We start from the raw sequence: 12,698 nt of genomic DNA, 5'->3' as shown, positions 1-12,698 counted from the left end.
GGGGGGGGGGCGGGGGGCCCGGGGGGGGGGGGGGGCGGCGGGGGGGGGGGGCCCCCCCGGGCGGGGGGGCCCGCGGGGGGGGGGGGGGCCCCGGGCCGCCCCGCCGTCTTCTTGTGCCCCGGCACCTGCCACACTTGAATACCGGGCATGCTGTTTTGTTTCGCGACCCGCGCCCGCTTTGTCCGGTCTGTGCAACTCCGGTCGTGTACACGCGGGATGGACGTGTCCGCAGGGTGAGCTATCGTGTACCCGGCGTTAAAACAAACGGCATGACCCGTTCCTTTCCGGCTCAGGAGTTCAGGCGATGGCGAGGCAGGTACGCGCCGAGCAGACCCGTGCGACGATCATCACGGCCGCCGCCGACCTGTTCGACCGACAGGGCTACGAATCGACCAGTCTCAGCGACATCGTCGAGCACGCCCGGGTCACCAAGGGGGCCCTCTACTTCCACTTCGCCGCGAAGGAGGACCTCGCCCACGCCATTCTGGAACTCCAGTCCGTGACCTGCCGCCGGCTGGCCAGGGACACCGAGGTCCGGGGCCACACCTCCCTGGAGGCGCTGATGCGCCTCACCTTCTGCATAGCCAGGATGTCCGCCGAGGACCCCGTGCTGCGCGCCGGACTGCGGCTCGCCACCGGCGGCACCCGCCCCCGCCCGCCGCTCAGTCACCCCTTCACCGAGTGGCTGGACATCGTCACGGTCCGGCTCCTCGGCGCCGTCAAGGAGGCCGACGTCCATCCCGACGTCGACATCGAGGTCGTGGCGCACTCCCTCGTCTGCTTCTTCGTCGGCACCCGCGTCGTCGGCCGCTCCCGGGAGTCCGTCGCCCGCCAGCCCCGGCGCACGGCCGAGATGTGGCAGATCCTCATCCGCGGCCTGGTCCCCGTGACCCGGCGCGCGCGATACCTCAGCCTGGCCGCACGGCTGGAGCGGGAGATCGCACCGGTGTGACATGCGGCGGGCGACGACGGGCGCGCGTTACCGTGAACCGCATGTCCGCCACCCCCACCGCGCCCGTGATCGTCCCCGACGAGCCCGGTACGTTCCCGCACGGCGTGCTGGCCGAGCGGCACCCCGCGATCATCCGCCAGGTGCGCGCGGCCTTGCCGTACGAACCCGCGCGCCGGCGGGCACTCGACGCCCTGCTCGCCAACTGCACCGAGGGCACCGTCGAACCTCTGCCCGCCGGCGCGCACGACCGGGAGCGCTGGCGGGCGTGGGGGATGGACACCTACGCCGGCCGCTCCTGGTACGACGTGCCCTGGCTGTGGTCCGAGAGCTGGTTCTACCGCCGACTGCTGGACGCGGTGGGCTACTTCGGCCCCGGACCCTGGCAGGGCATCGATCCGTTCCGGCCCTCCAAACTCGCCGAACTCGGCTCTCCCGCCACGGACGGGGAACTGGCCGCGCTCGACGACCTCACCGGCCGGCCGGAGGACGAGCGGGCGGCCGCCCTCCTGCACGGCTCCCTGTGGGGCAACCGGGCCGACCTCGGCTTCCGGCTGTCCGCCGAGGGGGCCGAGGAGAACGCCGCCGTCCCCGCCCTGGTGTCCGACGACAGCGAGCCGCTGTGGACCCTGCTCGACGCCTCGGCCGGGGGCACCCTGTGCCTGGTCGCCGACAACGCGGGCCGCGAACTCGTCCCGGATCTGCTGCTGATCGCCCATCTGCTCGGACACGGCCGCATCGGGCGCGCGGTGCTGCACGTCAAGCCGTACCCGTACTACGTCTCCGACGCCACCACGGCCGACGTCCTCGACGCGGTGCGCCGGCTCACCGACGCCGAGGGGGCGGCGGCCGCGTACGGACGCGACCTGTGGGCCGCCCTCTCCGACGGCAGGCTCACCCTCCGCGCGCACCCCTTCTCCTGCTCACCCCTGCCCTACGAGGAGATGCCGGAGGATCTGCGCGCCGACTTCGCCGCAGCCGCGGTCACCGTCGTCAAGGGCGACCTCAACTACCGCCGTCTCGTCGGAGACCGGTACTGGCCCCCGACCACACCCTTCGCCGACGTGACGCGGTACTTCCCGGGACCGGTCGCCGCCCTGCGGACCCTCAAGTCCGATGTGATCACCGGACTGACGGCCGGGACCGAGGCGGCGCTGACGGCCGCGGAGGGGCAGCGCTGGCGTACCGGCGGCACCCACGCGCTCATCCAGGTACGGACCTGAGCGTCACGACTCCCGTACGGGCGAGGGTTCACGCGATGGTGTGATCGCGCCCCGGCCGGGGGATGCCGCGACCGGACCACGGGTAGTCCCCGGCCATGACGCAGCCGTTCGAACTCCCGCACTTCTACCTCCCGCACCCCGCGCGGCTCAACCCGCATCTCGACGAGGCGCGCGCCCATTCGACCGTGTGGGCACGCGAGATGGGCATGCTGGAGGGAAGCGGGGTCTGGGAGCGGACCGATCTGGACGCGCACGACTACGGCCTGCTCTGCGCCTACACCCACCCCGACTGCGACGGGCCCGCCCTCTCGCTCGTCACCGACTGGTACGTGTGGGTCTTCTTCTTCGACGACCACTTCCTGGAGAAGTACAAACGCAGCCAGGACCGCGCCGCCGGCAAGGCCCACCTGGACCGGCTGCCGCTCTTCATGCCCCTGGACCCGGCGGCGACGGTCCCCGAGCCGGAGAACCCGGTCGAGGCGGGCCTCGCCGACCTGTGGGAGCGCACCGTGCCGGCGATGTCCGACGGCTGGCGCCGCCGGTTCGCCGTGGCGACCGAACACCTCCTGCGCGAGTCCCTGTGGGAGCTGTCCAACATCAACGAGGGGCGGATCGCCAACCCCGTCGAGTACATCGAGATGCGCCGCAAGGTGGGCGGTGCCCCCTGGTCGGCCGGGCTCGTGGAGTACGCGACGGCCGAAGTGCCCGCCGCGGTCGCCGGAACCCGGCCGCTCAGGGTGCTCATGGAGACGTTCTCCGACGCCGTGCACCTGCGCAACGACCTGTTCTCCTACCAGCGCGAGGTCGAGGACGAGGGCGAACTCAGCAACGGCGTACTCGTCCTGGAGACCTTCTTCGACTGCACCACCCAGGAGGCCGCGGAGCTCGTCAACGACGTCCTCACCTCACGGCTCCACCAGTTCGAGCACACCGCGTTCACCGAAGTCCCCGCCGTCGCGCTGGAGAGCGGCCTCACCCCGGACCGGGTCGCGGCCGTGGCGGCGTACACGAAGGGACTCCAGGACTGGCAGTCCGGCGGCCACGAATGGCATCTGCGCTCCAGCCGGTACATGAACGAGGGCGCGCGCTCCGGCTCCCCCTGGCAGTCGCCCTCCGGGCCCGGGACGTCCGCCGCGGACATCGGCGCCCTGCTCGCCACCACCGGGGCCCGGCGGCTGCGCGCCCATACGCACGTGCCGTTCCCGAAGGTCGGCCCGTCGGTCATTCCCGAGATCGAGATGCCCTACCCGCTCCGCCTCAGCCCCGCCCTCGACGGTGCGCGGCGGCATCTGCTGGAGTGGTCGCGGCGGATGGGCATCCTCGGCGAGGGTGTCTGGGACGAGGACAAGCTGGAGAGCTGCGATCTGGCGTTGTGCGCCGCCGGCCTCGATCCGGACGCCACCCAGGAACAACTCGACCTCGCCTCCGGCTGGCTGGCCTTCGGCACCTACGGAGACGACTACTACCCGCTCGTTCACGGCCACCGCCGCGACCTGGCCGCCGCGCGGCTGACCACGGCCCGCCTCGCGGCCTGCATGCCCCTCGACGACGGACCGGTGCCGCCGCCCGCCAACGCCATGGAACGCTCCCTGGCCGACCTGTGGGCGCGTACGACGGCCGGGATGACGCCGGACGACCGCCGCCCCCTGAAGGCGGCGGTCGAGACGATGACCGAGGCCTGGGTGTGGGAGCTGTCCAACCAGATCCAGCACCGCGTCCCGGACCCGGTGGACTACCTGGAGATGCGGCGGGCCACCTTCGGCTCCGATCTCACCCTGGGGCTCTGCCGCGCGGGACACGGACCGGCGGTGCCTCCCGAGGTCTACCGCAGCGGTCCCGTGCGCTCCCTGGAGAACGCGGCGATCGACTACGCGTGCCTGCTCAACGACGTCTTCTCCTACCAGAAGGAGATCGAGTTCGAGGGCGAGGTCCACAACGCGGTACTCGTCGTGCAGAACTTCTTCGGCGTCGACTATCCGACCGCGCTGCCCGTGGTGCAGGACCTGATGAACCAGCGCATGCGCCAGTTCCAGCATGTCGTCGAGCATGAACTGCCCGTCGTCTACGACGACTTCCGGCTCTCGAGGGAGGCACGGGAGATCATGCGGGGGTATGTGACCGACCTGCAGAACTGGATGGCGGGCATCCTCAACTGGCACCGGAGCGTGCCGCGGTACAAGGACGAGTACCTGTCCGCCCGGGTCCACGGCTTTCTCCCGTACCGCGCACCGGCGCCGCCGGTTGTCGTCCGACGGCCGGCACTTCTGTAGGAGGCGCACCATGGAACAACCCGCGTTGCGGCCCAGACCGCTGCCCGGCGACCGGGGCGGATCAGCGGGCCGTCCCCGGTCCGTCCGGCCCGCCGGGCAGCGTTCCGGGCGGCCGGGCGGGCGGCGGCCGGTGTCCGTGGCGCTCGGGGTGTCGGCCGGTGCGGTGCTGGTGCTGTCCGGGGTGGGGCTGGGGGCGATGGGGGCGACGATCGTCGGTTCGGGCGGACTCGCCGAGCTGACACGGCACGCGGGGACGGCTCCCGTCTCCGGCACGTCCACACCGTCGTCGCGTCCCGGCCCGCCCTCCGCACCCGTGCGGGCGTCGGCGCCCGTCGTCGCCCGGCTCGGAGTGGAGGTGGCGGACGACCGGAGACCCGGGGCCCGGGTCGTCGGCGTGCACAGGCCCGGCCCCGGGTTCTCGGCCGGTCTGGTGCCGGGCGATGTGCTCCTCACCTTCGGCGGCACGCGGGTCGACTCGGCCGCCGACCTGGCACGCGCCGTCGCCCGGGCCCGCCCGGGCGACGAGGTGACCCTGACGGTGCGCCATCGCGGCGGCGGCTACCAGCGGCTGACGGCGGTGCCCGGTGTGGTCACCTGACCGCACGGAAGCGCCCGGGAAGCAGGCCCTTCCCGGGGCCGCCGCAGCGTCCGGGGCCCGGCCCCGCCGGCACCGGACGGCCCGCGAAGGGGTGGCGTCCGGCAGGTCGTCGTCGAGTCCGCCGGGCGTCGAGCCGAACCGGGCGAAGGCCACGGTGCCCGGCTCGCCGTCGTCACGGACGTGGACGCGCGAGACCGCACGGAAGCGGCCGGGAAGCGGCCCCTTCCCGGGGGCCGCCGCAGTGTGCGGGGCCCGGCCTCACCGGCAGCGGACGGCCCGCGAAAGGGGGTGGCGTCCGGCTCGCCGTCGTCACGGCCGTGGACGCGCGAGTCGCACATCAGTGCGGCGCTTGGGCCCCTGGGGCGGCGTCCGGGACCACCGTCACCACGGTGGTCCCGGGCACCCGGGACGGCAAGCGCCCGCCGTGACGGGCCATCGGCCGCGGCGGGTCGTGGTGCGAACACCGCGAACCGGCTCGCGTGGCCCCCGCCCGCCGGGCAGGATGCTGCCCGTAGCCCCGACGTCCGCCCTGGGAGGCCCCCGGATGACCGGCACCGCGCCCGTGTCCTTCACCGCCGACGACTACAAGGCCCGCATGGAGCGGGCGGCGCGGCAGGCCGCCGAGGCCGGGCTCGCCGGTCTGCTCGTGGCGCCCGGCCCCGACCTGGTGTGGCTGACCGGCTACACCCCCACCGCGGTCACCGAGCGGCTCACCCTGCTGGTCCTGGCGGCCGGCCGGGACCCCGTGCTCGTCGTCCCCACCCTGGAGGCTCCGGACGCCGAGCGCGCCCCCGGCGCCCGCGCCCTCACCCTGCGGGACTGGACCGACGGCAAGGATCCGTACGCCGCCACCGCCGCCCTGCTGGACACCGACGGCCGGTTCGGCATCAGCGACAACACCTGGGCCATGCATCTGCTGGGTCTGCAGCGGGCGCTGCCCGGCACCTCGTACGCCTCGCTCACCGAGGCCCTGCCGATGCTGCGCGCCGTCAAGGACGCCAGGGAACGGGAACTCCTGGCCGCGGCCGGGGCCGCCGCCGACGCGGCCTTCGAGGAGATCCGGGCCGCGCCCTTCGCCGGCCGCCGGGAGTCCGACGTCGCCGCCGACCTCGCGGCCCTGCTGCGCCGGTTCGGACACTCCCAGGTCGACTTCACGATCGTCGCCTCCGGCCCGCACGGGGCCAACCCGCACCATGAGACCGGTGACCGCGTCATCCAACGCGGCGACATGGTCGTCCTGGACTTCGGCGGCCTCAAGGACGGCTACGGATCCGACACCTCCCGCACCGTCCACGTCGGCGAACCCACCGACGAGGAACGCCGGGTGCACGACCTCGTGCGGGAGGCGCAGGAGGCGGGCTTTCGCGCGGTGCGCCCCGGGGCCGCCTGCCAGGAGGTCGACCGGGCCGCCCGCGCGGTCATCACCGACGCCGGCTACGGGGAGTACTTCATCCACCGCACCGGCCACGGCATCGGCGTCACCACGCACGAGCCGCCCTACATGATCGAGGGGGAGACGCGGCCCCTCGTGCCCGGCATGTGCTTCTCCGTCGAACCCGGTGTCTATCTCCCCGGCCGGTTCGGGGTCCGCATCGAGGACATCGTGACCGTGACCGAGGACGGCGGGCGGCGACTGAACAACACCGACCGGGAGCTGGTCATAGTGGACTGAGCGGCTTCTCCCGTCCCTTCCCCGCCTCCCCGAACGGCAATGGCGCGACCACCATGACCCAGGCACCGACATGACCCAGGCACCGACACCCACCGCGGACACCGTCCGCAGACTGGCCCGTTCCCTGCTGAAGGACAGCCCGCGGGCCGCCGGTGGCGCGGCATCCGCCGCGGGGCCCGACGTCCGGCCCGTCACCGAAGGCGCCGCGCCCACCACCTGGTGGGTCGGCACCCGCTATGTGCTGCGCCTCGCCCCGGACCGCGAGGTGAGCGTCCGCAGGCGCCGCGAACCGCGGCTGCGCGACCTCGTCCGGCCGCACGTCCCGGTCGCCCTGCCGGCCGGAGTCGCGCAGGGCGAATGGGCACCCGGTCTGCTCTGCGCCCTCGACACCAGGCTGCCCGGCGGAACGGCGGAGGAGCACACCGTGTCCGCCGTCGGCGAGACCGACCTGGCCGGGCTGCTCACCGGGCTGCGCGAGGTACCGGTCCGGCAGGCGGAGACGCTCGGCGTGCCGCGCGTGTCCCCGCGGTCCCTGGAAGGCCTGCGCCGGGCCGCCGCGGACGCCGCCGAACGGCTCGCCGCCGCCGACGAGTTCGACCCCGCCCGGCTGAACCTGCTCACCCCGCCCGCCGCGGTCCAGCTCGCCGCCCAGCCCGGCACGGCGGTCCTCGTCCACCACGCCCTCACCGGCGGGCACCTCGTGGTCGGCGCGGAAGGCCGGGTGCGCGGTGTCCTCGGCTGGGACGCGGCGGTGGTCGGCGACCCGGCCGAGGACATCGCGGGCCTCGCGCGGGCCGTCGGCGCCCCCGCCGCCGTACGCGCCGCCACGCTCGCCGGATACGGCGCCCGCCCCTGCCTGCGCGGCCTGTGGCTGGCCCGCTGCGACGCCCTCACCCAGCTCGACGCGGCGCTCACCGGCCGCACCACCACCCCACCGCCCCTCCTGCGCACCCGGCTGCGGCGCGCCTGGGAACCGATCATGCTGGAGCGGGTGACGGACCTCAGGGCCGGCGAGGAGACGGTGTAGGGCCGGTCGTCCGCTGGCGACCGCGGCAGCGGGGTCCGGCACGGCGCACCCTCCCACCGCCGGAAGGCGCGGGAGGCGCCTGGCCGTCGCCGCCGCACAGATCGCCGTCGGCGCCGACTCGCCGTTCCTGTTCGGCCGCGAACTGTGGCGCGAGTCCCGGCCTCCGCTGTTCCAGCAGTCCACCGACACCCGCCCGCCAGCGCGGGGCCCCGTCGTGCCGAGGCCCTCCTCCGCCTCGCGGCTGCGAGCCCCGCTCCCGGTGCCGACAGGTTGCGGCCGAAGTCCCGCGGCCTGATCCGGACGAGAGGCCCCGGCCCGGCCGGTCAACCCTCCAGGAGGACCACGGCGGACTCCGCGGGCAGCCGTAGCACGCCGTCCGGGTCCGGCGCCTCCACGGGCTCCCACGCCGCCAGGACGCGCGCGTCCGGGACGCCGAGGGGGATGGCGGCCGTCCGGTCCCCGAGGTTCACGGCCACCCGGACGTCCCCGCGCCGGAACGCGAACCAGCGGTGTTCCTCGTCGTAGGCCACCTTCGTGTCGCCGAGGTCCGGGTCGGTGAGGTCCGGCTGCGTGTGGCGCACGGAGAGGAGCAGCCGGTACCAGGCCAGCACCCGCGCGTGCGGATCGCGTTCCGGCTCCGACCAGTCCAGGCAGGAGCGGTCCCGGGTGGCCGGGTCCTGCGGATCGGGCACGTCCTCCCTCGACCAGCCGTGCGCCGCGAACTCCCGCCGTCTGCCCTCGCTCACCGCCTTCGCCAGCCCGGGGTCGGTGTGGTCGGTGAAGAACTGCCAGGGCGTGCCCGCCGCCCACTCCTCACCCATGAACAGCATCGGCGTGAAGGGAGCGGTCAGCGTCAGCGCCGCCGCGCAGGCCAGCAGACCGGGGGAGACCAGCGCGGCCAGCCGGTCCCCCTGGGCGCGATTGCCCACCTGGTCGTGCGTCTGGCTGTAGCCGAGGAGCCGGTGCCCGGCCACCCGGTCGCGGTTCAGCGGGCGGCCGTGGTGCCGGCCCCGGAAGCTGGAGTAGGTGCCGTCGTGGAAGAAGCCACCGGTGAGCGTCTTGGCCAGGGCCGCGAACGGGTCGCGGGCGAAGTCCGCGTAGTAGCCCCGCGACTCGCCCGTCAGCGCGGTGTGCAGGGCGTGGTGGAAGTCGTCGTTCCACTGCGCGTGGATCCCGAAGCCGCCGCTCTCGCGCGGGGTGACGATCCGGGGGTCGTTCAGATCCGACTCGGCGATCAGGAACAGCGGCCGCCCCACGTCGGCGGCCAGGGCGTCCACCGCGCGGGACAGCTCCTCGAGGAAGTGGCACGCGCGCGTGTCCACCAGCGCGTGCACCGCGTCCAGCCGCAGCCCGTCGATCCGGTAGTCCCGCAGCCACGCCAGCGCGCTGTCCACGAGATACGCGCGTACCTCGTCGGATCCCGGCGCGTCCAGATTGACCGCCGCGCCCCACGGGGTGTGATGGGTGTCCGTGAAGTAGGGGCCGAACCGCGGAAGATAATTCCCGGACGGCCCCAGATGGTTGTGCACCACGTCCAGGACGATGCCGAGACCCAGCGCGTGCGCCCGGTCGACGAACCGTTTCAGCCCCTCGGGCCCGCCGTAGGGCTCGTGCACCGCCCACAGCGACACCCCCTCGTACCCCCACCCGTGCCGCCCCGGGAACGGGCACACCGGCATCAGCTCCACATGCGTCACGCCCAGGTCCACGAGATGACCGAGCCGCTCGGCGGCGGCGTCGAAGGTGCCCTCGCGCGTGTACGTGCCCACATGCAGCTCGTAGAGCACCGCGCCGGGAAGCGCACGCCCGGCCCACGGTGCGGTCCAGGCGAAGCGGTCGTGGTCGACGACGGCACTCGGTCCGTCCGGTCCGTCGGGCTGGCGGCGTGAGCGCGGATCGGGCAGGACCGGACCGTCGTCCAGCGCGAAGCCGTACCGGGATCCGTCGTGCGCCTCGGCCTCCCCCCGCCACCACCCCTCGCGCCCGGGATCGCGCTCCAACGCGCGCGTGACGCCGTCGCACTGGAGCGACACTCTGCCGGCCTGCGGTGCCCACACCTCGAACTGCACGGACGGTTCCCCTTCGTCTGCTCACCGTGATGTAGCGCCTCCATCGTGCGTCATCGGAGATCAATTCGCCGGGGGATTTCCCCTTTTGCGGCGGGTGTCGCCGGGTGGGCCCGCGGGTCGGGCCGTTTCCCCGGTTTCTGGACAGCCCGGCCGTCGCTGACCGACAATCAACAGCGTGACGTCGTCCTTCGAGTTCCACACGTATCCCGCGCGGCTGTCCGACGCGGAGCGCGACAAGGCGCTGAGCGTGCTGCGGGACGGGGTCGCCATGGGCCGCCTCTCCCACGACACCTTCGTCCGGCGCATGGAACTCGCCCTCGCCGCACGGCGTTCCGACGAACTCGCCGCGCTCACCGCCGACCTCACCACGGAGGGCCGGCTGGCCCGCCTGGTGTTCGGCACCGTGGAGGCGGTCTCCGGCTTCACCGTGCGGCTGCGCCGGGCCTGGCAGGCCGAGAAACTGCCCAAACTCCTGCTGCCGCAGCCTGCGGCCGGCCACCCGCTGCGCATAGGGCGTGACCCCGCCAGCGGGCTGCGGCTCAGCCACGAGACGGTCTCCCGCGTGCACGCCGAACTCCGCCACCAGGGCGGCCTGTGGGTGCTGCGGGACCTCGGCTCGACCAACGGCACGACGGTGAACGGGCGCCGGGTGGTCGGCGCGGCGGTCGTCCGCGAAGGCGACCAGGTCGGTTTCGGGCAGCTCATCTACCGGCTCGCCGCGAACTGACCACGCGGCGCGGCCCGCCGAATTCCGCTGCCCGTCGCGGTGTTGACGTGACCCCCTCGGTACCGTGACTCACCGTGCGCCCGCCGCGCACTCCCGGTGAACCGGCGCGGTTTCGTGGAGGTGTGCCTGCCGCATCCGTGTGCCAGGCGTCGCGGAGCAGACGGGAGTTCGACGACAGCCGCCCCAGGGCCATGTCGCGGCAGCCGCTCCGCGCGGCTGCGGGCAGGGACCCGGCGGTACCGGCGAGGCCGCACCGCCACGCCCGCGCGGAGGCGTTGCGGGGCGGGGCGAGGTCGGTGGTCCGCGCACCCGGTTCGCCGCCGGCCGGGGAGCGCGGGAGCCTGCCGGGCGGAAGGCCTTGTACGGTGCCCACTCCGGCTTTCGCCCGGTGCGGCGACGAGAGCACGCACCGGACGCCGCGAGGCCGCCCCTCCGGGCGGCGACGGGAGTGTGACGACGGTCCCTAGGGGGCCTGTTCGCGGGCGTGCCGGGCCGCCGCCACCACCGCCCGGGACTGATGCTCGACCTGGTGTTCCACGGGAACCCACCGGGCACGGAAACGCGTGGCGAACGCGTCGCTCCAGTGCGCGACCAGCCTCTCCAGCCGGGCGGCGGCCCCCGCGTCGGTCCCGCTCAGCGCCCGCCGCAGCATCGCCGCCACCCTGAGCGGCACCCGCCGCGCGAACGCGTCCACACTCCCCACATACGCCCGTGTACCGTCGGCCGGCGGTGTGTGGACCAGGTCGGCGGCCAGCCCCGGCACCAGCTCCAGCCCCCAGACGGCCGCCCGCAGCAGCGGGTCACCGGTGACCCAGGGCCCCGGACCCGTGTCGTCGAGTACCCTCCGCACCTCGCCCGCGTCCCGCAGCAGCCGCTCCGCGAGCCCGTGCATCGCCGCGTCCGGTGCCGGATGCGGCGCCGGGTCGTCCACCAGGTCGCTCGCCCACATCGGCACCTCGATCACCGCGGTCATACCGCCGTACCGGTGGGCGTGGTACCAGGTGCTGTGCCGGGCGTCGTCGGTCAGGCTGGGATAGGCCGGCGAGGCCTCCGGCGCCGGCATGACGTGCACCCCGGGCCCGGACGCGGGCCAGCCCGCCGCGTCCGAGGCGCCCGTTTCCACCGGAATGTGCAGCTCGGCCGCCGACTTGGCGAACGGCTCGGCAAGACCGGGCACGTCCCGCGTCAGCTGCACCCAGCTCCCGCCCAGCTCGGTACCGTGCAGGGACACCTGGAGATAGGGCCGCAACTCGTCGATCACCCCGGTCAGCGCCAGGGTCTCCGGCGGCAGCCGGTCGGGCGGCAGCACCGACGGCGCCCACTCCGGCTGCTCCGGCCCCGCGGGACGGAAGAAGCCCAGGTGGTAGTCGTACAGACTGCGCGGTGCCGGTGTCACATGGAGGCTCGCGCCGTCGGGGTCCGCGCAGAGCAGGAAGTGCCACGAGACACCGTCACGCAGGTCCGGCTCCTGAAGGGCCCGCCGGGCCAGCGCAAGCAGTGTTCCCCCGCCGGCCGGCTCGTTGGCGTGGGCGCCGGCCACCACCAGCACGGCCCGCCGTGCGCGGCCCACGGACAGCAGGTGCAGCGGCCGGCCTCCGCGGGAGACGCCGACCTCCCGCAGCACGCACAGGCCGGGCCATCGCACGGCCATCGCACGGGCGGAGAAGACCATTTCGGCCACCGTCGGATAGCGCGTCTCCCGCAGCGGACTCACCCCCCGTCACCACCTGAATCCGCTCTGCACCCGCAGTACCCCACGGCCGCGAGACGGTGTCAAGAGCGCGACGGGTGACATCCCGGGAGCGCCAGGAGGCACGCCGGGACCCCGCCACCGCGCGGGCGTCGCCGCTGATGCGGCCGTGTCCCACGGGCGCCGGGAGCGCTTCTCCGGGCGTCCGCGGGAGTGCCGGACAGGGTGGGCGGGCCCGGCGCCGCGGCCGGGCGGACGGCCCCTCGTCCCGCCGTCCCGCCGTCCGTCGGGGAGGGTGCCGGCGCATCCCCGGACGGCCGCCGGGCATCCGCTCCCGTCACCGGACGGTGGCGGGAATCGCAGGCAGCGTGCCCCGCCGGTCCGTGCCCTCACCCCGCGGGACCGGACCGACCGACGGCAAGGACCCGTACACCGCCACCGCCGCCCCGCTGGACACCGACGGCCGGTTCGGC

At 74.3% G+C, this 12,698-nt stretch carries 9 protein-coding genes; 7 read left to right on the top strand and 2 right to left on the bottom strand.

What is annotated here, in order from left to right; all coding sequences use genetic code 11:
• Nucleotides 1–304: 304 nt before the first annotated feature.
• The 6 genes from ACIF9R_RS32380 to ACIF9R_RS32355 all read left to right on the top strand — a co-directional run bounded on the left by ACIF9R_RS32380 (nt 305) and on the right by ACIF9R_RS32355 (nt 7,739).
• Complete coding sequence (locus ACIF9R_RS32380) at nt 305–952, top strand: ScbR family autoregulator-binding transcription factor (RefSeq protein WP_399985971.1); 648 nt, start codon at nt 305–307, stop codon at nt 950–952.
• Between the two features lie 41 nt (nt 953–993).
• A complete protein-coding gene (locus ACIF9R_RS32375) occupies nt 994–2,172 on the top strand; it encodes a damage-control phosphatase ARMT1 family protein (protein WP_399985970.1) in 1,179 nt (392 codons plus the stop codon).
• A 95-nt stretch (nt 2,173–2,267) separates the two neighbouring features.
• On the top strand, nt 2,268–4,442 hold the full coding sequence (cyc2, locus tag ACIF9R_RS32370) for a germacradienol/geosmin synthase Cyc2 (RefSeq protein WP_399985969.1): 2,175 nt from the start codon (nt 2,268–2,270) through the stop codon (nt 4,440–4,442).
• A gap of 10 nt (nt 4,443–4,452) precedes the next feature.
• Nucleotides 4,453–5,040, top strand: coding sequence for a PDZ domain-containing protein (locus ACIF9R_RS32365; protein WP_399985968.1), 588 nt, complete (start codon nt 4,453–4,455; stop codon nt 5,038–5,040).
• Nucleotides 5,041–5,584: 544 nt separating this feature from the next.
• The gene (locus ACIF9R_RS32360; RefSeq protein WP_399985967.1) at nt 5,585–6,712 is read left to right on the top strand and encodes an aminopeptidase P family protein; all 1,128 of its coding nucleotides are present in this window, start codon (nt 5,585–5,587) and stop codon (nt 6,710–6,712) included.
• A 70-nt stretch (nt 6,713–6,782) separates the two neighbouring features.
• Complete coding sequence (locus tag ACIF9R_RS32355; RefSeq protein WP_399985966.1) at nt 6,783–7,739, top strand: aminoglycoside phosphotransferase family protein; 957 nt, start codon at nt 6,783–6,785, stop codon at nt 7,737–7,739.
• A gap of 323 nt (nt 7,740–8,062) precedes the next feature.
• Here ACIF9R_RS32355 and treZ read toward each other — a convergent pair whose 3' ends face one another.
• Nucleotides 8,063–9,808: a malto-oligosyltrehalose trehalohydrolase gene (gene treZ, locus ACIF9R_RS32350; RefSeq protein WP_399985965.1), complete on the bottom strand. Its 1,746-nt coding sequence runs from the start codon at nt 9,806–9,808 to the stop codon at nt 8,063–8,065.
• Nucleotides 9,809–9,983: 175 nt separating this feature from the next.
• Here treZ and ACIF9R_RS32345 point away from each other — a divergent pair, with 175 nt between their 5' ends.
• Nucleotides 9,984–10,535 (top strand): FHA domain-containing protein, encoded by a 552-nt coding sequence (locus tag ACIF9R_RS32345; RefSeq protein WP_399985964.1) that lies wholly within the window; start codon nt 9,984–9,986, stop codon nt 10,533–10,535.
• Between the two features lie 463 nt (nt 10,536–10,998).
• On the opposite strand, the gene ACIF9R_RS32340 is transcribed toward ACIF9R_RS32345, so the two are convergent.
• Entirely contained in the window at nt 10,999–12,249 is a 1,251-nt protein-coding gene (locus ACIF9R_RS32340; protein ID WP_399985963.1) for a M14 family zinc carboxypeptidase, read from the bottom strand.
• Nucleotides 12,250–12,698 lie beyond the last annotated feature (449 nt).

This window comes from Streptomyces sp. NPDC086080, assembly GCF_044540255.1.
In the GTDB taxonomy this organism is placed as follows: domain Bacteria; phylum Actinomycetota; class Actinomycetes; order Streptomycetales; family Streptomycetaceae; genus Streptomyces.
This window is presented reverse-complemented; position numbering and strand designations above follow the sequence as displayed.